Raw genomic sequence first — 22608 nt, forward strand, 5'->3', positions numbered from 1 at the left:
ACCTCGGAGGAATTCATGAAAAGATTTTTTGCTGCGGCAGCACTTGCCCTTGCTATGGTTTTACCGTTGTTTTCACAGGAAGAAAAACGCGCAACCCAGCCTGTCTGGGATCACGGAGACAACATTTCTTCCATTACTTATCAGAATGTGAGGATATTTAAAATTTATGACCAGAAGGATTCCTATGTTGTTCTGTATGAAAAGCAGGGAATAGATATCGGAACGGCAGTTCTTCCAAAAAAATGGTTCAAAAATGAAAACGGAGCCAGAAAGCTGAATTTCAGGACTGCGCCTAAAGGTCTTGCTCCTTACATGACTGTAATCAAGCAGAACGGCGAATTTCTGAAGGTCTGGGTCACAGCTCCTACAAACAGATATAATTCCCTGTGGGCAATCGCTCCAAGCGGAATGCAGATTGAAGGAACAGACGCAGAGACACTCACACTTGATTACTAAAAAAAGAACCTCAAATAGTTTTTCAGTTTGTCTGGGCAAACAGACAGTTCAACAGGCTTTTTGAGGAAATAAAAAAGAACACAAAGGGAGGCTTGTCTTCCGGATTTTACCGGAGACAGGTCTTTTTTTAATTTCAGGCAGGAAAAAATGAACCTCATCACACAGGAACAGATTTCAAAATTCAGAAGTTTTCTGGATTCACATGACACATTTATAATCGCAGGACACAAGGAACCGGACGGCGACTGCGTTTCAAGCTGCATAGGACTTTCATTTATTCTGGATGCGCTAAAAAAGCCATATATAATGCTAAACGCAGGTCCATTCAAAAGAAACGAAATAAAAAAATTCGCGCCGAAGTTCAAAAACAGCCTTCCGTTTATGGCACAGGACGACCGGAACAGATGCGCTCTTATAATTACAGACTGCTCGGAACTTTCCAGAATCGGTGACATTGACGGCGACCTGACGGGACTTTCCACATTTATCATAGACCATCACAAGACAGCCGATGTAAAAACCCCTGACTGCATCATAGATTCTTCCGCACCGGCAGCCTCATGTATTGTGCAGCAGCTTTTTGAGGCCATCGTGGGAAAACCTACCAGAGAACAGGCCGGCATTTTGTTTTTTGGAATGGCCACAGACACTGGATTTTTCAAGTACCTCACGGAAAACAGCGCGGAAGTTTTCAGGGGAACAGCCAGACTTGTAGAGTCAGGAGCGAATCCTCGCAAAATATACCAGGAAATCACAGGCGGAAAACAGTGGAACACAAGAAAACTTCTAGGAATAATGCTTGAGCATGCAGAAAGACACTTCAACGGAAAGCTTGTTACAACATTTGAAACAATGGAGGACACAAAAAAATTCGGTCAGGAAGGACGCGACAGCGATGCCTTTTACACACTTATGCTTGAAGTCGAAAATGTTGAGGCTGTTCTTTTTATCCGGCAGGAAACAGAATTTTCATGCACGCTCGGACTTCGCTCAAGGGACAAATGCGATGTAAGCGCAATTGCGGCAAAATTCGGCGGCGGCGGACATAAAAATGCATCAGGAGCAAGCACCGAGGGAAAAATAGAAACACTTCTCCCACAGATTCTAAAGGAATTTGCAAAGGTTCTTTAGAGTTTTTTCCGATTCAGAGTTTTAAAATTTGAAAAATGGCGTAAATCATTTAAATTTTGTCAGCATAAAAAAACATAAAGATTACGCCATAACTAAAAAGACTGATTGCAAATTTTATCCATGGCTTCTTGAAAATTCTGCTGGAAAAAATATCTGAAGCCTAACTTGAACGCTCAGACACTTCTTTCAAAGACAAACCTATAGCCATAAAATGCTATGAATCTGTTCTGATTTTGGAAAAAAGCTTATTCAAAGAATTTGTAAATTCTTCTGTTGAAGCCTTAAGCTGCTTCAAAAAACTGTCATCGCTCAGATTACCCAGCACCGCATCTTTTTCCGCCTCGTTTCTGAAAGTTATAGAGCGGAAGTAATCGGTAAAATCCTTGCTGCGTATCGCAAGAGAAGACTCAAGCATATTCAGAGCAACAAATGCCACATCCTGAAGGAAATCCTCAAAGTCCTGCGCGGAAAAATCCTGAATTTTCCTTGAGTACAAAAATTCCATTGTATGCACAGCATAGCGCGCCTTGTAATCTGAATAAAGCCGCTGACATTCATCATAAAAACCGTGAACTTCCTGCCAAGAAGAAATCTGACCGGATTTTATCATGCAGAGAAGCTCATTGATTTTTTCCTCTGGAATCAGCTGGCCGCCGACATTAAGCCATTTTGTATAAAGAGGAATCTGCGCAATTTTTTCAAAGTCGCTGCGGCACAAACTTTCGCGCTTATTTTTTAACACATAGTCCATCAGGCACTCTGCGGCAAAATATTTCAGCACGCGGCGGTATTCCTTATATCCCTGGGCGGGCTTGTAGATTACCGCTCCGTATTTTTTCTGGCACCGCTCATCAGTCAGGAGAAATTTTGAATTCGGATTCTGCTCAAGATATTCCCTGGCGATTTTCATGCGTTCCTCTGCATCCTTTGCGGACTTTTCCATCTGACGGAATTTCTGAAGAAGCTCAGGCTGCGGATTTTCCTTTGTCATTTTTCGGCAGTCCTCGGAAGGAAGGCTCAGGTATCTTGAAGTCAGCTCCACAATGCGTTCTGTGGCAATTATAATTTCCTGTACAGTGTCGGGTGCAAGAGGATTTGTTTCAATGTGCTGAACCTTGACCGCCCTCTTGTCCCTGGCCAGAAACTTATACTTGTTCCTGACAATCGCAAACATATTATAAAGAAACCAGTATGCCGGAATAATATGAACTGTACAGTCATCGTTGCTCGGAGCAAGCAAAGAAAAAGGATAGATTACATTCAGCTCATTCACATAGCTTCCCTTTGCGACAAGAACAAACGAAGCGAATTTTGAATCAAACTTGAAATCAGTGCAAAGTCCCGGCCAGAATCCGCGGCCAGCAATCATCTCGCAATCCGGACTGCGAGAATTGTGATTGGAGCCGATTGTAGCAGCCGAAGCAATATTGCTCTGCCCCATCACGGTTGAAGCAATCAGGAAAGAAGAATTGTGGTGCTGCTCATGGAATGGAAAAATCAGATTGTTCAAAAGCTCGCAGCATGACACAGTTGAATTATCGCCCAGCACTGAATTCAAAAGACGCGCTCCGTACTTCAGCTGGCAATTCCGCCCTATAACAAACCTGACTGCAATGGCCTGATAAAAAACATGGCTTCCGTAGCCCATTATGCCGTTGACCATCTCCACACCTTCTCCAATCTGGCTCGGCTCATCCTCCGACGAAAGCACGGTGATATTTTTCAGCTTCAATGCTCCCTTTATATAGGCGCAGGAACAGACCTTCACGTCCTTTAAAAGCGTTGAATTTTTTATGACGACATAATCCTCCACAATTCCGTACGTATCTAGGGAATTTTTTCTGCCATGCTCGGTAAGCTCAACAAAGCGGCGCATAAGAGCAGAGTCATCGCGGAACCTTGACCAGAGAAAAGCATCAGCAGGAATCATGTCCACAAAAGGAAGAACAGCGCGGCGGTTGTTTTCGTTTCCGACTCCAATCCATATTCGGTTTTCCTCAGGCTCATCCTGCTTCAAAAGCCCCTCACCGAATTTTGAATGTTTGGTGCAGGACATTTCCATAATATTGAAAAGAATGACACGGGAGCCGATGCGGTAATTGTCAAGATAGCGCACATTCTGAATCACGCAGTTGTCGCCCACGTACACATTTCTGAGAATGGAACTGTAAATCCCAGTGCGGAGCTTCAAGTCATGAAATGAAATATCGCAGTCATAAATATCGCCCAAAATAATCAGGCCGGAAAAATCACTCTGCCGTATCTGAAAGGGATTGAATTTTCCTTCGCCTGAGCTTACAAAAATATTTTTCCAGCTAGGATCAGACGAGGAATTTCCGTTCCGCTCAAGGACAATAATTTCCTCCGGGGTAAGGTTTCTTTTTCCCTTTATAAATTCAGAGTTTATATTTTTAAAATCATTATAGTCAGATGCAGGTGTTATTTTTAACATGAATTCAATTATATACGAATAAGGACAAAAAGCCAAGGACAAGAGCAGGATTGGAAAAATACATCGGGAATGGTATAATCAATTCCATGCCAAAACGGATTTTTTTATGCGCACTTGTTTTTTTATTTTATGAAACAGCTTTTTCCCAGGCTGCCCACGAAAGCACAGGAAATATACCGGCCGTTTCCACACTCCAAAACGGACTTACACTTTTTGTGATTCCAGACAAAACCAATGCTCTTGTGCATGTTGAATTTGTATGCAGGGCAGGATTTTCAAGCCAGACTTCATCCACAGCAGGATTTTTTCCACTGCATACAAGACTTTTTTTCAAGTCAGGAAACGCAGAAGAAATTATCAGCGCATTTTCCCCGGAAGCAGAATGTACTGCCGATGCTTCCAGATTCAAGGCAGATGTTCCGCCTGAAGACCTTCAGCTTTTTCTTGAGCAGCTTGCACAGTGCGCCGCCTTTCCCGATTTCAACGACAAGGACATAGAAAACGAGCTTGCGCAGATGAAGGCCGAAAGCCTGGCGTACTCAAAAAGCACAGCCGGATTTATAAACAGCGCGATTGACTCAAGGGTGTTCCACAGCGAGCCGTGGAAGCATGACTCTGGAATTTATCCAGCTCTTTTTTCAGGCTACAATGCAAAACAGGCAAGAGCAATTCTGTACAATTTTGTCGCCAGGGAATTTTACACACCGTACAACTGCTCTCTTTTTATCACGGGAAACATAACAGAAAAAAAAGCGCTGGCAGTTTCACAGGATGCGTTCAAAATTTGGAACCCAAGAGCCGCAGGAATTCAATCAAGGGAAACAGCAGCGCCTTCTGAATTATCCGCAGGAAAAAAATTTGTGCTTGCCGCAGACGAGTTTTCTCCCGAGCTTGCACAGATTGTTGTGCAGTACACTTCTCTTTCGTCCGCACAGGCTGACCTCACTGCCTGCTCTTTCAACAGCGAAAGCTCAGCATACAAAAAACGTCTTCCTGAAAATCCGGAGCTCAGCATAAGGAGCGCAGATTACATAGCGGCGGCATCGGCTGTAAAAAACGGAAGCGCAAGGCTTATTCTTCAGGCGCTCATGGAGCAGCCCCCTGCCGGAAAAAACGCAGCTGACCAGGCGGAATCTTTTTTACAGGAAACAAGAGATTGTCTTCTTCTTGATGAAGGCGAATTCAAATCAGCGCAGAATGAAATCTTAAGGCAGTACACAATGCTCACAGGAAATTCCACAGCCCTGATTTCAAAGCTTGCGGAATTCTGGACAACGAGCCGCTTTGAGACCCCTGAAGATTTTTATAAAAGCTTTGAAAATTCAGTGAAACAGCTTCAGGACGAAACGCCGCAAAAAATACAGGAAGCCGCATCCGAAGAGCCTTATGTTTTTCTTCTTCTGAACAGCAGCGTTTATAAAAAAAATAAAAAAGCCCTGGAAGAAAACGGCTATGAGCTTGTCACAAAGAAAAATGCCTCATGGTACACAAACGAAATTCTAAAGAAACAGGCAAAGCAGGAAATGCTTGCTTCCCTTGAGCAGACAAAGGCAAACGAAAGCTCTACAATCGAAATCAGACCCGCTGACTACTTTTATTTCAACAGCGAAAATTCACTGCACACAGCCGAGCTGAAAAACGGAATTCCCGTCACTGTAAAGGAAAACCCCGGCTCTAAAACAGCGGCTGTCTTCATTTCCATTTCGGGAGGAACCGCAGCTTCCCCGGAATCAGAAAAAAATCTCAGGACAATTCTCGTTTCCGCGCTTGCACAAAACACCGGGATAAATCAGATTTCAAGCGAAACAGAAAAAACGCAGTCACACATTGCATTTGAAATTCCAAGCGAAGAGTTGGACAGCGCGCTCATGAAATTTATGAATGCGCTGATTTATGGAACGGTTTCACCGGTGCAGGCCGATTTGCTTTTCAGGGAAGAAGATTTTGACAGGCGCATAAAAAATTCAGACCCGGGATTTCAGCTGAAATCAAACGCGCTTGCATATCTTTATCGCTCAACACCATTCGCCAAACTTTTTAAAATAGACGAAAAGAAAAGCGACACGGCATCATACCAGACACTTCTTTTGGAATACACAAAGCTTCTCGATGCTTCGCTGTATTCAATAACAATCTGCGGAGATGTTGAAGCTTCCAAAGCAACCGAAAGCTGCCAGCAGACACTCGGCGTTTTAAAGGAGCAGTCGCAGCGAAAAGAAATCCGCGCGCCAAGCCCTTCATTCAAAAACAAGGAACGTAAAGTTCAAATCAGGCACATTTTTACAAGCGACATGCCAGCCGAAAGCGCGCCGAAGGAATCTCCGCTGCTTGTTCCAACAAAGGAATTCGCAGACCCCGCGCAGATTTATTTCAAGGCTCCTGAAGACAGTCCCTGGGAAACAGAAATTTTCAATGCGCTCCTCGATGAAATCTGTGAAGAAATTCAGGCGCAGCTCGGAAATAAAATTCAATGCACCTCGGAACATTCAAGCCCGGACATTTCTGTTGGAATGATACAGGCGGACACTCTGAAAAAAGCAGGAACACTTTTTGAAGCATACAAAGAGCAAAGAAGAAAACTTTCGGAAAGCCTTTCATCCGAGGAAACACAGGAATGGGTCTGCCGAAGAATAAAAATAAGATGGAAGAAAAAGGCATTGCTCCCTACACAAACCAACAGCGGCACAGCGCGCATAATAGGCTTGTCCAAGCGCAAAGAAGAATATCTTGCAAACTATCTGTGCATTGAAAATTCTTCGCCCGCGGATTTTCTTGCTGCCCTGGAAAAATATTTTCCGCCCGAGCCGCCAATGAAAGTATTTTCCGCTGACTCAAAAAAAGGTTTTTAGGCAAGAATAGACTGCCCTGTCTGAAAAAACGCAGTCCATAAGCACATCTTTTTTTTCAAGGGGAACATCCTTGCACACCTGAAAATCAAAGCACAGCCCGGCAATAAAAAGCGCGATGTTATTTTTTTTGCACTCTGATTTCAGTCTGGAAAGGTAAATATCATAAAAGCCCATTCCATGCCCAAGCCGCTGTCCCTGCATTCCAAAAGCGACTCCCGGAACAAGTGCACAAATTTTTTTGCCTGGAAAATTTTCCGCGCAGAAAAGACTTTCTTGTTTTCCTAAAGGCTCTCTTATTCCAAACGCTCCTTTTTCAAGCTGAGCAGAAAATTCAGAATTATTGTCTAAAATAAAAAAATTCATGTCCTGTGTGCCAGGAACTGTTCTTGGAACTGCCACAATTTTATTCCGCCGCATGAATTCAAAAGTTATGCCGCCAGCAGAAATTTCATTTTTCATGTCAACATAAGAAAGAAGCACATCGAAGCCTGTTGTTTTTTCAAATTCAAGAAAAAATCCGCATGCCTTTTGCGAAGCCTCATTTTTAAAAACACTGTCCACGTTCCCGGTCAAAATTTTCATTTGCTTTCTAAGCTCGTCTTTTGTCATAAAATGATAGTAGCCTGTTCTACTGCAAAAGTCCAGTTTTCCACGCAAAGCTGAATTAAAACCCTGCTTTCTTATTGTAAAATGCCCGAATAAAGGATAAACTTTTTTCATGAAGAATTCTTTTTTTTCCGTGCGCACTGACGAAAAAAATCCCAAATGGCAGCAATGCATACACAGGGAAAACACTCTTTACAACCGTGGAAATGACATAAGGTCTGAATTTGAGCGGGACTACACGAGGCTTTTGCACTGCGAGGCATACAGAAGACTGAAGCACAAAACGCAGGTTTTCTACGCGCCCCAGAATGACCATATCTGCACCAGAATTGAGCACGTAAACCATGTGGCGAGCGTAAGCGCAACAATCGCAAAATACCTGGGGCTGAACGAAGAGCTTACCGAGGCAATTGCAATCGGCCACGATATCGGCCATGCTCCGTTCGGACACACGGGCGAAGACATTTTGAATTCTCTTATCAAAAATCAGAAGGAAGGAAAAAATGCGCCAAAAAAATTCTGGCATGAGCGCAACAGCCTTTTCTTTGCGGATTTTATAGAAACACTTCAGGATCCGGAGGGAACTTCTAAAAACCTTGACTTGACCTATGCAGTCCGCGACGGTCTTGTCTGCCACTGCGGTGAAATAGACCAGCAGGGTCTTATGCCCAGGGAAGAAGCTCTGGACTTGTATTCAATAAAGCGTCCGGGAATTGTACAGCCCTTCACGTGGGAAGGCTGCATTGTAAAAACAAGCGACAAAATAGCTTTTCTTGGGCGCGACATAGAAGATGCAAGGGCATACCATATTTTGGACATGGCGGCTTACAGGCAGCTAAGAGAAATTGTCGGCGAAACACTGGGTCTTGGACCAAACAAAAAATATTCCCTGCACACAACAAACGGAGCATTCAGATCAGGCAGAGCCGTAAACACAACAGTGCTCATAAACGACATGATTGTAGACCTTTGCGCCCAAAGCTCTCCAGAAAAGGGAATATGCTTCAGCGAGCCTTACTTCAAATTCATACATGAGCTGAAGCAGTTCAGCCTGCGGAATATTTACAGCAACTGGCGGCTTCTGGAATTCCAGCGGTATGCGGAAAACGTTCTTTCGTGCATTTACAGAACGCTCATGAAAATTCAGGTTTACGCCCAGAACAGAAGAGCTGAAAGCGTGCTCCGCTACACACCGGAGCTTCAAAAAACATTTTCAGAATGGCTTGCAAAATACTCAAACTACAACCCTGCAAAAAAGCAGATAATGCACTGCAAGACAAAAGAAGTGTTCGATGTGAACGACAATGAAAGCTGGGAAAAATGCGTTGTTGAATATATAAGCGGAATGACAGACCAGTACGCAATCAGAGTTTACGAAGAAATAATTTCATTTTAGCTTACAGTTTGCGCTGTAAATTTTCTCATTGCTTACGGAGGAAAAATGAGTTTTCCGGGAAATCTAAAATTCAAGTGCATGCAATGCAAAAACTGCTGCTGCCTCGAAGGCGGAGTTGTGCTGTTGAGCCAAAGCGATTTGGAAATGCTTGCAGAATGGGCGGAACTTTCTCCCGAGCAGTTTATACAGGTTTACTGCCGCAGACTGGAAAACGCAGACGGAAAAACATATCTGTGCCTTAAAGACAAAAATAAAAGAGAGTGTATTTTCTGGAATGAAAAAAACGGCTGCAAGGCATACAGCGCTCGGCCTGTCCAGTGCAGAACCTACCCATTCTGGACAAGAATACTCGAATCCAGAGAATCCTGGGATAATGAAAAAAAAGCCTGTCCCGGAATAAATGAAGGCAATGAAATTCCCAGTGAAGAAATTCTTGAGCAGCTTAAAATATACGAGCAAAATAAAATGAGCCTCCAAAAAAACATTTAAATGAATTTTTAGAGGCTCTGCATTTTTTATTTATATCACAAAACTCAAGGATTCAAATTAACACCTGATTTCCTAGTTTTTCAGAAGCTCTGCCAAATCAGCTGAAGTAAATCCAAGGTCTTCCGCAACTTTTGCAGCAGGACCTGATTCTCCAAAGCGGTCAATGGTGAACAGATCCTTTTTGTCTGAAACATATTTTTCCCAGCCGAAGCTCACGCCAGCCTCCGCGACAACAACACGCTTCGCGCCGCCGATAATTTTCTTCTGGAAATCCGCATCCTGCTTTTCAAACAAATTCTTGTCCATAACAGAAACAACGCGTATTGCCTTTCCAGAAACAAGCTTGGCAGCGTTCAAAGACATTTCAACCTCAGAGCCTGTAGCAAGCACTGTTATATCAGGAACACCAGCGCAGTCCTGGACAATATATGCGCCTTTTTTCACAGTGTTTTTCCAGTCCTTGTCAGACTTTTCATAAACTCCAATCCCCTGGCGTGTAAAAGCCATGCACACAGGATGGTCTGTGCTTTCCATTGCCATTTCCCATGCCGCAACAGATTCCTCTGCATCTCCGGGACGAAGGAACTGCACATTCGGAATACAGCGCAGAGCCGCATTTGTTTCAACAGGCTGATGGGTCGGGCCGTCTTCACCGACATAAATGGAATCATGTGTAAAAATATAAATATTCGGAAGCTTGCTGAGCGCCGCCACACGCAAAGAAGGACGCAGATAATCGCTGAACACAAGGAAGGTCGCGCCAAATGCCCTCAAGCCGCCATGAAGATTGATTCCGCTCATAACCTGGCTCATTGCAAATTCACGGATTCCGTATTCTATAGTGCGGCCTTTTCTGTTTGTCTTGCTGTACACACCGTCATCGTCAGCAACCTTTGTCTTATTAGGCCCCTGCAAATCGGCGGAGCCTCCTACAAGCCACTCATAGCGTTTTGCCATACAGTTAAGTGTTTTTCCGCTGGCATCGCGTGTGGCAAGCTTATCTCCTGCCTTGAACACAGGGCTCTCACATTCGCCTGTAGGCTTGCAGTTCCAGTATGCATCCCATTTTTCGGCAAGCTCAGGATTTTCCTTCGCCCACTCGCTGAAAGTCTTGTTCCAGTTTTCCTCAGCCTTTGCCCATTCAGCTCTCTTTGCCTCAAAATACGAATAAGCTTCAGGAGCAACATAGAACTGTCCGTCTGAAGGAATTCCGAGCGCAGATTTTGCAGCCTTGCAGCCTTCCTCACCAAGCGGAGCGCCGTGGACATCAGCTGTTCCCTGCTTAGGAGCGCCTTTTCCAATCACAGATTTCAGTATTATCAAAGTAGGCTTGGAATTGTCGCGCTTTGCAATTTCAACAAGGTCAGCGATTTCTCCGATATTGTACATAGAGCCGCGGAGAACCTGCCATCCATAGGAAAGATAACGCTTTTCGATATCATCCGTAAAAGTTATTTCAGTGCAGCCATCTATTGAAATCTTGTTTTCATCATAAAAAACAATAAGCTTTCCAAGCCCCAGGTTTCCGGCAAGAGAAGATGCCTCGGAAGAAACACCTTCCTCAAGACAGCCTTCACCGACAAGAGCATAAGTATAGTGGTCAACGATTGTATGCTTGGAAGTATTGAAGCGTGAAGCAAGCATGGTTTCCGCAACAGCCATTCCAACCGCGGCGGCAATTCCCTGCCCCAAAGGTCCTGAAGTACATTCTACGCCGTCAGTTTCGCCGTACTCAGGATGTCCCGGGCACTTTGAGCCAATCTGGCGGAATGATTTTATATCGTCAAGCGAAACCTTGTAGCCTGCAAGATGAAGAACAGAGTAAAGCAACATCGAGCCGTGTCCAGCAGAAAGAACAAAGCGATCCCTGTCCACCCATTTTGAATCGGCAGGATTATGCTTTAAAAGCTCGCCGTAAAGCACAGCGGCAACTTCAGCAGCTCCAAGAGGAAGCCCAGGATGTCCGGAATTTGCTTTCTGAATAGCGTCCATCGAAAGACTTCTGATTGACAAAGCGACAGCTTCAATAGCTTTTGTGTCCATAGTTGTTATACTCCAAAATCAAGGAAAATCTGCGGAAACACCGGCGGCAAAATAAAAAATTCCCCGCGGAATTCACGCTTTCATGGGGGCCGTCTCAAAGCACAGAGGCTTCACGGCGGCTTTATGAAAACGCATTTTACAACTATGCGGACGTTTTTTCAATCACGAAAGCAAATCTTATTTCAAAAAAACAGGCTCAAACTGAAAGCTCTGGAAAAATCCCTTCAATCATGTCCAGAAATTCAGCCTTTGAGGGAAGCGTTTTTATCCGCTTTTGAAACGTTTCATTTTTAAACAAAGAGGCAAGATTTGAAAGAACCTTTACATGAAAAAGCGATGAGTCAGAAAGAAGCACAAACATGGCAAAAACCTTGCGCACATCAGGTGCCTTCATGTCAACAGGCTCACGAAGATATACAACGACAATCTTGCTTTCAGAGCTGTTTTTTACAATCGGACATCTCGGATGGGGAATCGCAATTCCGTTTCCGATTGCAGTGCTCAGAATCTGCTCCCTGTCCACAAGGAATTTTTCAAGCTCGGCCGCCTCAACTCCTGTGGGCATACAGATATGGCCGCATATATATTTGTAAATTTCCTGATATGAATTTCCCGGCACGCTCTCCAAAAATTCGCCGCGCTCAAAAAGAGCCTTCATGTTGACATTTTCCATAAATCTCACACCTCCCTGTCTTTTTGTATTTTCAAGGCACTTCCTTTTGCAGAAGCTTTTATAACTTTGAACTGGCTCAGTTTCTGTTTTTCAAGCGAAGCCTCAAGCACGCCTTTTATATCCTCAAAATTCCACTCCATTCCGTCAAGCGAAAGAAGAAGCGCATCGGCATTTTCCTCCACGGCAGGGTCTGAAGAAATGCTTTCAATCATCCGCAGAACATGCCCGTGCAGCTGAGCAAGAATCACAACTTCCTGGCTTGGAAAATTCAAAATCAGCTCGCCAAGAAAATCGATTTTCCTCACAAGCGACGAAACAGCCCCGTAAAGCTCAAGAGCCTTCCTGCGGACATTTCCAAGAGTCTGGTCAGCAAACCAATTATAGTCCTTCTGCAGAATAGCATATCTTTCCTTCAGCGACAAGGCAAGAGCCTGAACTTCAAAATCCTCAAGCACAAAATCATCGCGGCAGATAAAATCCAGCGTGAATTTAAGGAAATCGGTTTTATGCTGGTACAGGGAATTCAGGAGTATCTGGTCGTACACAAATTCTGGAATGGAAGCAAGCGTATAATTCGCAAACGAAATTTTCCGCTTGAGCTCATTGTTCAAAACTGCAAGGCCGGTGTTCCACGCGCCAAACGCCGGCACATCCTCGCCCTTCCGCCATATTCTGGTTTCAACCCCGTAATGCTGGAAAGAAATTTTCTTTGTGTGCCTGAAAAGAAATTCCTCCATTGAGCCGCAGTAAGGAACACACAGTGTCTTCCGGTTTTCAAAGAACACTGTCATCAGCTGCTCCTCTATGGAAGTCATGGGACCGCACCGCTCAAAGGACTCAAGGAATTTTTTTTCAAGCTCCGCAAACCACTCTATGCGCCGCTCTCCGACCTCGCCCTTGTCGAACCGTGTTTCATCGCTGTGAAGCACCATCATGTTCAGCTTGCCGGCATTCCAGTCAGTAACACAGCACAGAATTCTGTCGCCCTTTCTGTAGCCGTGCTTTTCAGAAAGATAATTCAGGTCAAGCCCCGTAAGCCTGACGGTATTCGAAAGCTCAAAGTCGCTAGAAATCATGTCCATCCCGCTGTTCGCAGGGTCAGCCGCTATGTACTGCGGAGCATACTCTTCGCCGTAAAGCATGAACATATCAATCGCATCGTCGCTGTCAAAAGTTCCGATCTTCGAGGGAACCTTTTTTCCCTTGACATAAAAGCGCAGAGTGGAAGAAATTCTGTCCGACTCCACAAACGGCATGCATCTGTCGCCCGGAACAAAAACCCCCTGCTCAGCCTCTGCCGCAGTCGGAACAATGCTGAAAATTTCACCGGTAAAAGCGCCGGCATGCGTAATAAACCTTCCGTCGGCAAGCTCCAGGACATTCGGACTTGAGTAAAGAAAATCCTCGGTTTCATCCACTGAAGCTGCGACACCAAGGGTATTCAAGATTTTTTTCATCTCCTTAGCTGTAAAAGGCTTTAAATATGTTCTAAGAAATTTTTCCGCCAAATCTTCTCTTGAAAATCCCATACATATATAGTAATACTTTTTTTCATAAATAAAAAGATTTCCGGGAAAAAATTGAATAAAACCTCGGTTTTTAGTAATCTCAATGCATACCCAGGAGGAAAAATGGATTTTATTGAACTTTCACGAAAAAGATACTCAGTGAGGAAATTTTCCGCGCGCCCTGTTGAGGCGGAAAAAATCGCATCGGTTCTTGAAGCAGGACGACTTGCGCCCACTGCAAAAAACAGCCAGCCGCAGAAAATCTTCGTCATAAAAAGCCGGGAAGCCCTCGAAAGAATTCATAAGGCAACGCCCATGACATACAACGCTCCGGTTGTTCTTATGGTGTGCTACGACAGCAAGGCAAGCTACAAGAACAATGCGGACAGGCATTTTCCAGGATATGACGGCGGAGAAACAGATGCGGCTATTGTCACAGCTGCAATGATGATGGAAGCCACTGACCTTGGGCTTGGAACACTGTGGGCAAGGGGCTACGACAGCCAGACAATCTACGACGCCTTTCCTGAAATAAGCGGCCTTGAGCTTGTATGCCTCCTTGACATAGGCTATCCAGCGGAAGACAGCGAGCCAAGCGAGCGACATTCACTGAGAAAAGAACTTTCAGAAACTGTATCTGAACTGTAAGACTGTAAGAGCGCAAAAAAAATGCTGGCTAACAATCTCAGTTAACCAGCATTTATAAACTATCAGTTTCTAAGCGCATCAATGTTGGCGCATCCAGCCTTTACAAACGGAAGCACCGTTTCGTCGCTTTCAATTTTCAGGCGAACCATGCGCGGACCTTCCGCAAAGGCTTTTTCAGCCCATTTTGAATCTGTGTTCACGTCAACAGGCTCAATTCCAAAGCCCTCGGCGATTTTCAGCAGGTCAGGGTTGCGTATAAATTCACTTGCGCTGTAGTTCTTGTTAAAAAGATATTCCTGCTGCTGGTGAACCATTCCAAGCACTCCGTTTTCAAGAACAATGACTGTTACGTTCAAGCCCATCTCGCTGAGTGTCGCAAGCTCCTGAAGATTCATCAGAATACTTCCGTCTCCTGATATGCATACAATCTTCTTGGACGGGTTTGCAAGTGCAGCTCCTATTGCAGCCGGAAGCCCGAAGCCCATTGTGCCAAGCGAGCCGCTGGTTAAAAACTGGCGAGGATGCTCAACAGGATAATACTGAGCCGCCCACATCTGGTGCTGTCCTACATCCGTAGTAACAATTATGTCATCCGGGGAAAGACCTGCGCTCTCTGCGGCAGACGGAAGGTCGCTTATAAATTTCCGTGGATTCACAGAAGCCGCATTTTTTCCCCTGCCAAGCTCTATGCTTTCAGTATTGGCAAAAATTTCAGAAAGTGAATCAAGCCATTCCCTGCGCTTTTCAGCTTTCTCATTGCAGGGCGAATTCTTTATATTTGAAACAAGAACCGGAAGAGCGGTTTCAACATCGCACACAAGCGAACAGCTCGAAGGAAGAATCTTGTTTATTTCCGCAGCGTCAATATCAATATGCAGCACGGTTGCTCCCGGACAAAACTGCGCGACCGCTCCCGTAGCCCTGTCGTCAAATCGCACGCCCATTGCAAGCACGACATCCGCATCATGCATCGCCTTGTTGGCCGCATAAGAACCGTGCATTCCAACCATTCCCATGTTGTTTCTAAGGCTTCCCGGAACAGAGCCGATGCCCATGAGGCTTGTAACCGCCGCCGCATCATATATTTCAAGCAGGCTCTTCAGGGCAGAAGCAGCCCCCGGGGAATTACAGCCTCCGCCGATATAAAGGACAGGCCGCTCGGCATTCATGAGAGCCCGGCACATTTTTTCAACAATGCAGGGAATTTTTTCCTCGGGCGTGGAAAAGCGTTTTGCAAACACCGATTTCTTTATGCTTTCCATGGAGCGGATTTCAGGCCATTTTTCAAACTCTGCAATTCCCGTCTGAACATCCCTCGGAACATCAATAAGGACAGGGCCCGGACGACCCGCGCACGCAATCTCAAACGCAAGCGGCACCGCAGTCAAAAGCTCCTCCGGGGACTTGACCATCATGCTGTGCTTTGTTATCGGAAAAGAAAGCCCGAATGTGTCCGCCTCCTGAAAGGCATCCGTTCCTATAAGCGAAGTGTTCACCTGGCCTGTAATGGCAACAATCGGAATAGAATCGCAGCGGGCATCAGCAATGGCGGTGAGAAGATTCATTGCGCCCGGCCCGGAAGTCGCCATGCACACAGCCGGAATTCCTGTTGAGCGCGCCATTCCCTGGGCTATAAATCCCGCCGCCTGCTCGTGGCGAACCAATATATGCTTTATAGAAGACCTGTTAAGCTCATCATACAAAGGAAGAATCTGGCCGCCGGGAATTCCTGCAACAAACCTGACGCCTTGCATTTCAAGAAGCTTTAAAATAATACTGGAACCTGTAGCTTGTATCATTCTGCCATTCTATAAAAAAAATCCTCCGTTTTCAACAGCAGATTTTTCATAGCAAAATCAGCGTTCTGCAATAATTGACAAAAGTTTCGTTTTTAGCGATTATTAGCAGGCTATGAAATTTGTTTTCCGACAGCAGCTTGAATCCATGTCAACACCTGAGCTGCTTGTCCTTGCTGATAAATATGGAATCGACATTCCAGGCGGCCTTGACCGCAACTTTATAATCGGAGAGCTTCTTGAGGCAGAGGAAGAGTTTGAAACGGCGGAAGATAAGCCGGAAGTTCAAATTTCAGACAGCGAAGAGCCTGTTCCTGACGAGCTTCCTGCAACATACAACAACACCTGCATCGATGCTATCTTAAGAAACCCCGCATGCTTTTTTGTATTCTGGGACATAAAGGAATCCGACATCTCTTCCCTGACCCAGGATTCTTCGTTTGAAAGCGTATTTCTCCGCATTTCGTTTTTTGATGATGACGAATCGGAAACTCCCTACGATTTCTTTGACGTGAAAATTCAGGCAGGGCCGGGCGAGCAGTACATAATGATTCCGGGCAGAAAAAAATTCGCGCGGATAGATATGGCAGCCTCCTTTGCCGGCAGAAAAGCCGAAGTGCTTGCTTCAACAAGAATGATTGAAATCCCGGAGGAAAGCAAAAAAATCCAGGACATGCAGCCCGGTAAAAAAATCGACTTTTCTCCGCTTGTGCAGCTTTCAGGAATAAAGAAAATTCTTCATGACAACTTCCTGAACCACAGGCAGTCATTTTCAAACTAAGGGAGAGTGCAATGAAAACCTTGCCTGAACCACCGCAAAAGTTTTTATTCACAAGTTTGCGTTGCAAATTTCCTTATTGACTTTTTATGGGAGCACAGGATGTCCGGAAAAAAACTTGTTTTAATAATAGAAGCATCACAGGGCTATCTTCCCCAGGCAGAAGACAGGGAAGGCTTTCAGTTTCAGAACAGCCAGATTTTCTCGGCAATAACAGAAACATACATTCCGCTTTTAAATATGTTCGCCAGGCTTGAAAAGGAGAACATTCAGTTCAAGCTGGGGCTTGCGGTTTCTCCATCGATATGCGCGCTTCTGTCAGATCCGCACATACAGGATTTGTATGTGGAATACCTTGATGCCCTCATAGAGCTTGGAAAATCAGAGATCAGCCGCTGCTCCACCATGGACTGCCGCGAACAGGCTCAAAAATGCCTTGAGAGAATAGAAAAGACAAAGGCGGATTTTGTTGACCTGTACGGAAAAAATATTCTTGCGCAAATCAGGCGGTATGAAAAGCTCGGCTTTCTTGAGCTTATTCCGACAGCGGCAACTTCAGCCTATCTTCCGCACTACAGCGACTTTACAGAGGCAATAAACGCGCAGGTTGAAACCGGGCTTTATTCGCAGAGAAATTTCTTTGGAAGCACAGGAGACGGTTTCTGGCTTCCGTTCATGGGCTGGGACAAGGCGCTGGAAATTCCGCTTCGCTCCTACGGAATAAACTACACGGTGCTTGATGCTCGCTCAATACTGTTTTCCGAGCAGTGCCCGGACGAAGGAATTTTCCACCCAGTCAGGACAAAAAGATCCCTTGTTATTTTTGGAAACGACCCGGACACTTTTCAGCAGATAGCAGGCGAAGAGGGATTCTGCCAGAACGAAGTCTACCGCTCCCAGACAAGGGACATAGGCTTTGAGCTTCCGCAGGAATCCCTGGGCGGCTACTTTGGAGGAAGCGGCGCACGAATTCCCACAGGCTACAAGTACTGGAGCAACGAAAGCGAAGACGGAGACACCGTTCCATACAACGAACAAAAAGCAGAGCTTCAGATAATCGAGGATGCGTTTTCATTCTACAGTTCCAAGGCGGAAAAACTGAGCCAGGCTTCAGAGTGCATGGGCGAAAAGGATGCGGTTCTGGTCTGCACAATCCCCGCGGAATTTCTCGGACAAAAATGGCATGAAGGCGTTGCCTGGCTTGAAAACGTAATCCGATGTCAGGCAAGCAAGCGCGGCTTTGAATTTGATCTTTGCAGAAACCTTCTTAAAAATCAGTTTTCACTCAAAAAAATAGAGCCGTATCAGTGTTCGGCAAACGGCCTGGGCTACGGCGAAGACCTTCTGGACAACTCAAACAGCTGGATGCTCCGATACACAAGGAAGGCCACCCAAAGAATAATCGACCTTGCAGAGCGATTCCCCTCCGAGTCATCATTGAAGGAGCGGCTTTTGAACATGGCGGCAAAGCAGGTTCTTCTTGCACAGAGCGGAAACTGGCCTGCTATGATTCATGACGGGCAGATGCTTGATTATGTGGAAAGCCTTTTCAAGGATGAGATTCTTTCATTCACAAAGGTTTTTGCCTCGCTGGCAAGCAATACAGTAAGCACAGAATGGCTCACTTCGTGCGAAAGAAAAAATCCGCTGTTTCCATGGCTCAACTACAGAATTTTCAGCAGAAAAAAATAGAAGCAGACTGTAAATTTATTTTCAATGTTTTCTGCCGCATTGAAAACATCTATTGATAATTTGATTTCAATATGGTAAAAAAGGAAACGCTATGGGCACATTTTTTTTTACAGTTGTCATCTATCCGCTGACCCAGATTATAGAACTGGCTTTTACATTCAGCTATAAGCTTTTAAAAAATACGGGCTTTTCACTGATCGGAGTGAGCCTTGCAGTTAGCCTTCTTACACTTCCGCTTTATGCAGTGGCGGAAAAATGGCAGGAAACTGAACGCGCCCTCCAGGCAAAGATGAAGCCGCAGGTTAACAGGATAAAAAAATTTTTCAAGGGCGATGAGCAGTACATGATTCTTTCCACCTATTACAGGCAGAATCACTACCATCCTATAATGTCGCTGCGCTCCGCCTTTGGAATTCTTATACAGATTCCGTTTTTTACAGCGGCGTATACATGCCTTTCGCACATGGCTGCGCTCCAGAACCACCATCTGCTTTTTATCTCTGACCTTGGCATGCCGGATGCGCTTTTTTCAGTCGGTCCGCTGACTATAAATGTGCTTCCGCTTATCATGACAGCGATAAACTGTATTTCCGGGGCGATATACACAAAAGGGCTTCCGCTGAGAGAAAAGCTTCAGGTTTACATTCTTGCGCTTGTTTTTGTTGTTCTGCTTTACAACAGTCCAGCCGGTCTTGTTATTTACTGGACAATGAACAATGTTTTTTCCCTTATAAAAAATATCTTTTACAAACTGAAAAATCCGTTAAAGTCATTTTATATCATTTCGGCGATTATCTTTGCCGCGGCTCTTGTTTTCACGGTTCTCACCAAAAGATTCAACATGGAGCAGAAAGGATTTTTCAGTCTTCTCTGTCTTCTTGTGATATTTTCGCCGTTTATCGTAAAATTTTTAGCCTTTATCTCGGACAAGCCGCTTGCGCCGCTGAATGAAAAACGCAACCTCAGAACTGCTCTTTTTCTTTTGTCCTCGTCAGGCACGGCAATTCTGATAGGGCTTGTAATTCCTGCTCTTTTGATTGCTTCTTCTCCTATTGAATTTTCTGGAATAGACAACTATCCAAACCCGATGTTTTTTTTAAGGAACACCTTTTTTCAGGCAATGGGACTTTTTTTTGTCTGGCCTACTCTGATTTTTTTTCTGTTCAGCAAGCGCATTCAGACACTGCTTTCCGCGGGCTTTCTTTTTATGCTTGCCGCCTCAACCGTGAATGCATTTCTTTTTCAGGAAAAATACGGCTACCTTTCAAGAATGCTTATTTTCACGGAAGTGCCGAGCATACAGTCGCCTGCAACACATATACTTGCCAATCTCGCATTTATGCTCGCCCTGATTCTGGCTTGCATAGCAGTTATAAAATTCAACCTAACAAAGCCGGTATGCCTAATAGCAATGCTTTCAATTATTTCCCTTGTCATGCTTTCGTGCATTCAGATTGGAAAAATAAAAGCCGGCTACAGGGACTATCTTAAAATTTCAGCCAATGCAGAGTCAAAGGACAGCGGACTGGTAAAGCCGATTTTCCATCTTTCAAAGAACGGAAAAAATGTCATAATGATTTTTCTTGACCGGGCGCAGAACAATTTTGTGGAGCCTATGCTTGAGGAGTCTGAAAAGCTAAGGCAGCAGTTTACAGGATTCACGCTTTACAAGAATACAGTTTCGTATAATTCCCATACGCTTATCGGAGTACCGCCAGTCCACGGCGGCTATGAATACACACCGGCGGAAATCAACAATCGCCCTGAAAAAACACTGGTTGAAAAGCATAACGAATCGCTTCTTATGCTGCCTAGAATTTTCACAGAGCAAGGAACCGGATTTTCTGCAATTTCAAGCGATGCCTCGTGGGCAAACTACAGCTGGATTCCTGACATTTCAATATTTTCGCCCTACCCAAACATAAAGGCATTTCTAACTGAAAACGCCTATCTTGCGCAGTGGTACAAGGATCATCAGGACATAGGAAATTTAACCATAGCGAGCGACACACTCAAGCGGAATATTTTATGGTATTCGTTTTTCAAAACATCGCCGCTGATTCTAAGACATGTTATCTATGAAGACGGAAGATACTGGTCTACAAATTCACAGTACGATGACATGAACAAGTATATTTCGAACTATGCTGTAATGGAATACCTGAAGGATCTCACTGATTTTTCCGCGGAGACAGAAAACGTATATTTCAGCTTTACAAACAACGCGTGCCACACATCATTCAAACTCCAGGCTCCGGACTATGTTCCTTCAATGAATATTACAAACAAGGGAACCAGTGAATATGCCAATGACAGCTCCTACTCATCAATGGCTGGTGTAATGCACAGGCTCGGAGAATGGCTTGACTACTTAAAGCAGAATGATGCATACAACAATTCAAGAATTCTTATAGTGTCCGATCACAGCTGCACCTCAAGGGAAAACGCATTTGTCTGGGACGAAAAATTCAGCGCAATATCGCCTGGAAAATATCATCCGATTTTTATGTTCAAGGATTTCAACCAGACAGGCGAACTGAAGACAAGCGAAGAATTCATGACAAACGCAGACACGCCTGCACTTCTCACCGAGGGAATCATCGAAAACCCTGTGAATCCTTTTACAGGAAAGGCTGTAAATTCAAAGATGAAGGAAAACGGCGCGCTGGTTTCAACAAGCAATCTTTTTATGCCGCATCATTCTTCAAGCAAGAATATTTTTACAGTAGATCCAAACGACTGGTATTTAGTCAGCGGAAACATATTTGAATCTCAAAACTGGCAGCAGACAAAAATGGAGGAATTTGAAAAATGACAGCATCACTTCTATACATAGATCCCGGAACAGGCAGCATGCTCTTTTCCATTCTTATAGGAGCCACAGCCACATTGTACTTTCTTGCGAGGGCGGCCATCCTAAAGCTTAAATTTCTTTTCACAGGAAAGAAAGGTGCGGCGGACACTTCAACCCACAAGTATGTGATATACAATGAGGACAAGCGGTACTGGAATGTATTCAAGCCAGTTCTTGATGCCTTTGAAAAACACGGCACGGAAATAACGTATTTCACCTCATACAAAGAGGACAATGTTTTTTCCGCAGGATATAAATTTGTAAAGCCCGAATACATAGGCACAGGGAACACAGCCTTTGCCAAGCTGAATCTTCTTTCCGCTGACATTGTTCTGATGACCACGCCGGGGCTTGATGTCTATCAGATGAAGCGGAGCAAGAATGTAAAGCACTACGCGCACTTGGAACATTCCACAGGAGACTCGACCATGTACAGGCTTTTTGGAATCGATTATTTTGATTCAGTGCTTGTCACAGGCTCATACAAGGAAAAAGACATCCGCTATCTTGAAGACGCCAGAGGGCTAAAGCACAAGGATATTGTAAGCGTAGGCTGCACATATCTTGACGTGTACAAGGAAAAAATGGAAGAAATTCCGCCAGAAGAAAAACACATATTCACAGTTCTTGTTTCTCCGTCATGGGGACCAAGTGCAATTCTGACACGCTACGGAGAAAAGCTCCTTGATCCGCTTTTGCAGACAGGCTGGAATATTATTGTCCGTCCGCATCCGCAGTCAAAAATTTCAGAAAGCGCGATGCTTGATCGTCTCACAGAAAAGTACAAGGACACAAAGAATTTAATATGGGACTACAATACTGAAAATATTTTTTCAATGAAAAAAGCTGATATTATGATTTCTGACTTTTCAGGAATTATCTATGACTACACTTTCCTTTGCGACAAGCCTGTTATGTATGTAAATTCAGACATGGATTTAGGGCCTTACGATGCCTACGATGTTCCGGGCAGAAGCCCATGGCAGAAAACTGCGGTTCACAAATTCGGGATTGAGCTGAAAGAAGAAGAATTCAACAACATCGCACAGATTATAAAGGCAGCGGGCGATTCGGAGGAATTCAAAAAGCAGAGGGATTTAAACAAGGCGGCGGCATGGGAGCACCAGGGAACTGCCGGCGAGGAAGTCTATAATTTTATGGTAAAAAAAGAGGAAGAGCTTCTTTCCCTAAAAAACAATACTTCCCTGCAAGAAAAAAGCAAAAGCTGAAAAGCAAA

At 44.6% G+C, this 22608-nt stretch carries 16 protein-coding genes; 10 read left to right on the plus strand and 6 right to left on the minus strand.

Going from position 1 to position 22608, the window contains the following annotated elements:
• The first annotated feature begins 15 nt into the window (after positions 1–15).
• Entirely contained in the window at positions 16–456 is a 441-nt protein-coding gene (locus ACI4L0_RS04160) for a hypothetical protein (RefSeq protein ID WP_439798907.1), read from the plus strand.
• A 147-nt stretch (positions 457–603) separates the two neighbouring features.
• On the plus strand, positions 604–1587 hold the full coding sequence (locus tag ACI4L0_RS04165; RefSeq protein WP_439798908.1) for a DHH family phosphoesterase: 984 nt from the start codon (positions 604–606) through the stop codon (positions 1585–1587).
• Positions 1588–1801: 214 nt separating this feature from the next.
• Here the strand turns inward: ACI4L0_RS04165 and ACI4L0_RS04170 are convergent, their stop codons facing one another.
• Complete coding sequence (locus tag ACI4L0_RS04170) at positions 1802–4039, minus strand: DUF4954 family protein (RefSeq protein WP_439798909.1); 2238 nt, start codon at positions 4037–4039, stop codon at positions 1802–1804.
• A gap of 86 nt (positions 4040–4125) precedes the next feature.
• On the opposite strand from ACI4L0_RS04170, the gene ACI4L0_RS04175 reads away from it, so the two are divergent.
• Complete coding sequence (locus tag ACI4L0_RS04175) at positions 4126–6888, plus strand: insulinase family protein (protein WP_439798910.1); 2763 nt, start codon at positions 4126–4128, stop codon at positions 6886–6888.
• Here the strand turns inward: ACI4L0_RS04175 and ACI4L0_RS04180 are convergent.
• On the minus strand, positions 6871–7608 hold the full coding sequence (locus ACI4L0_RS04180) for a 5-formyltetrahydrofolate cyclo-ligase (RefSeq protein WP_439798911.1): 738 nt from the start codon (positions 7606–7608) through the stop codon (positions 6871–6873). The two genes, ACI4L0_RS04175 and ACI4L0_RS04180, sit on opposite strands and share 18 nt — an antisense overlap.
• Between ACI4L0_RS04180 and ACI4L0_RS04185 the strand changes: the two genes are divergently transcribed.
• Both ACI4L0_RS04185 and ACI4L0_RS04190 read left to right on the plus strand, forming a co-directional pair.
• Entirely contained in the window at positions 7607–8890 is a 1284-nt protein-coding gene (locus ACI4L0_RS04185; protein ID WP_439798912.1) for a deoxyguanosinetriphosphate triphosphohydrolase family protein, read from the plus strand. The genes ACI4L0_RS04180 and ACI4L0_RS04185 overlap by 2 nt on opposite strands.
• Positions 8891–8935: 45 nt before the next feature.
• Positions 8936–9379 carry a YkgJ family cysteine cluster protein gene (locus tag ACI4L0_RS04190; protein WP_439798913.1) on the plus strand — a complete coding sequence of 148 codons (444 nt, stop codon included), beginning with the start codon at positions 8936–8938 and terminating at the stop codon, positions 9377–9379.
• A gap of 72 nt (positions 9380–9451) precedes the next feature.
• Here ACI4L0_RS04190 and tkt read toward each other — a convergent pair whose 3' ends face one another.
• From tkt to ACI4L0_RS04205, 3 genes are all read right to left on the minus strand, one after another.
• Complete coding sequence (gene tkt, locus ACI4L0_RS04195) at positions 9452–11422, minus strand: transketolase (RefSeq protein ID WP_439798914.1); 1971 nt, start codon at positions 11420–11422, stop codon at positions 9452–9454.
• Positions 11423–11618: 196 nt separating this feature from the next.
• On the minus strand, positions 11619–12095 hold the full coding sequence (locus tag ACI4L0_RS04200; protein WP_439798915.1) for a PTS sugar transporter subunit IIA: 477 nt from the start codon (positions 12093–12095) through the stop codon (positions 11619–11621).
• 5 nt (positions 12096–12100) lie between these two features.
• A complete protein-coding gene (locus ACI4L0_RS04205) occupies positions 12101–13624 on the minus strand; it encodes a hypothetical protein (protein WP_439798916.1) in 1524 nt (507 codons plus the stop codon).
• A 102-nt stretch (positions 13625–13726) separates the two neighbouring features.
• Here ACI4L0_RS04205 and ACI4L0_RS04210 point away from each other — a divergent pair, with 102 nt between their 5' ends.
• A complete protein-coding gene (locus ACI4L0_RS04210) occupies positions 13727–14251 on the plus strand; it encodes a nitroreductase family protein (RefSeq protein ID WP_439798917.1) in 525 nt (174 codons plus the stop codon).
• Between the two features lie 62 nt (positions 14252–14313).
• Here ACI4L0_RS04210 and ilvB read toward each other — a convergent pair whose 3' ends face one another.
• Positions 14314–16050, minus strand: coding sequence for a biosynthetic-type acetolactate synthase large subunit (ilvB, locus tag ACI4L0_RS04215; RefSeq protein ID WP_439798918.1), 1737 nt, complete (start codon positions 16048–16050; stop codon positions 14314–14316).
• Positions 16051–16162: 112 nt separating this feature from the next.
• Here ilvB and ACI4L0_RS04220 point away from each other — a divergent pair, with 112 nt between their 5' ends.
• The 4 genes from ACI4L0_RS04220 to ACI4L0_RS04235 all read left to right on the plus strand — a co-directional run bounded on the left by ACI4L0_RS04220 (position 16163) and on the right by ACI4L0_RS04235 (position 22600).
• Positions 16163–16828: a DUF4912 domain-containing protein gene (locus ACI4L0_RS04220; protein WP_439798919.1), complete on the plus strand. Its 666-nt coding sequence runs from the start codon at positions 16163–16165 to the stop codon at positions 16826–16828.
• A 99-nt stretch (positions 16829–16927) separates the two neighbouring features.
• Positions 16928–18517, plus strand: a complete 1590-nt coding sequence (locus ACI4L0_RS04225) for a 1,4-alpha-glucan branching protein domain-containing protein (RefSeq protein ID WP_439798920.1) — start codon at positions 16928–16930, stop codon at positions 18515–18517.
• A 91-nt stretch (positions 18518–18608) separates the two neighbouring features.
• Positions 18609–21332 (plus strand): YidC/Oxa1 family membrane protein insertase, encoded by a 2724-nt coding sequence (locus tag ACI4L0_RS04230; protein ID WP_439798921.1) that lies wholly within the window; start codon positions 18609–18611, stop codon positions 21330–21332.
• Positions 21329–22600 carry a CDP-glycerol glycerophosphotransferase family protein gene (locus ACI4L0_RS04235; protein WP_439798922.1) on the plus strand — a complete coding sequence of 424 codons (1272 nt, stop codon included), beginning with the start codon at positions 21329–21331 and terminating at the stop codon, positions 22598–22600. Before ACI4L0_RS04230 ends, ACI4L0_RS04235 begins: the two co-directional genes overlap by 4 nt.
• Positions 22601–22608: the final 8 nt, after the last annotated feature.

The sequence above is a fragment of the Treponema sp. genome (assembly GCF_051883275.1).
Lineage (GTDB): Bacteria > Spirochaetota > Spirochaetia > Treponematales > Treponemataceae > Treponema_D.

Excerpts from the sequence above, each read along its gene's own strand:
- ACI4L0_RS04210 (WP_439798917.1), top strand. The coding sequence starts at position 13,727 with ATGGATTTTATTGAACTTTCACGAAAAAGATACTCAGTGAGGAAATTT.
- ilvB (WP_439798918.1), bottom strand. The coding sequence starts at position 16,050 with ATGATACAAGCTACAGGTTCCAGTATTATTTTAAAGCTTCTTGAAATG.
- ACI4L0_RS04200 (WP_439798915.1), bottom strand. The coding sequence starts at position 12,095 with ATGGAAAATGTCAACATGAAGGCTCTTTTTGAGCGCGGCGAATTTTTG.
- ACI4L0_RS04175 (WP_439798910.1), top strand. The coding sequence starts at position 4,126 with ATGCCAAAACGGATTTTTTTATGCGCACTTGTTTTTTTATTTTATGAA.
- tkt (WP_439798914.1), bottom strand. The coding sequence starts at position 11,422 with ATGGACACAAAAGCTATTGAAGCTGTCGCTTTGTCAATCAGAAGTCTT.
- ACI4L0_RS04205 (WP_439798916.1), bottom strand. The coding sequence starts at position 13,624 with ATGGGATTTTCAAGAGAAGATTTGGCGGAAAAATTTCTTAGAACATAT.
- ACI4L0_RS04180 (WP_439798911.1), bottom strand. The coding sequence starts at position 7,608 with ATGAAAAAAGTTTATCCTTTATTCGGGCATTTTACAATAAGAAAGCAG.
- ACI4L0_RS04160 (WP_439798907.1), top strand. The coding sequence starts at position 16 with ATGAAAAGATTTTTTGCTGCGGCAGCACTTGCCCTTGCTATGGTTTTA.
- ACI4L0_RS04165 (WP_439798908.1), top strand. The coding sequence starts at position 604 with ATGAACCTCATCACACAGGAACAGATTTCAAAATTCAGAAGTTTTCTG.
- ACI4L0_RS04190 (WP_439798913.1), top strand. The coding sequence starts at position 8,936 with ATGAGTTTTCCGGGAAATCTAAAATTCAAGTGCATGCAATGCAAAAAC.
- ACI4L0_RS04230 (WP_439798921.1), top strand. The coding sequence starts at position 18,609 with ATGGGCACATTTTTTTTTACAGTTGTCATCTATCCGCTGACCCAGATT.
- ACI4L0_RS04170 (WP_439798909.1), bottom strand. The coding sequence starts at position 4,039 with ATGTTAAAAATAACACCTGCATCTGACTATAATGATTTTAAAAATATA.
- ACI4L0_RS04235 (WP_439798922.1), top strand. The coding sequence starts at position 21,329 with ATGACAGCATCACTTCTATACATAGATCCCGGAACAGGCAGCATGCTC.
- ACI4L0_RS04220 (WP_439798919.1), top strand. The coding sequence starts at position 16,163 with ATGAAATTTGTTTTCCGACAGCAGCTTGAATCCATGTCAACACCTGAG.
- ACI4L0_RS04225 (WP_439798920.1), top strand. The coding sequence starts at position 16,928 with ATGTCCGGAAAAAAACTTGTTTTAATAATAGAAGCATCACAGGGCTAT.
- ACI4L0_RS04185 (WP_439798912.1), top strand. The coding sequence starts at position 7,607 with ATGAAGAATTCTTTTTTTTCCGTGCGCACTGACGAAAAAAATCCCAAA.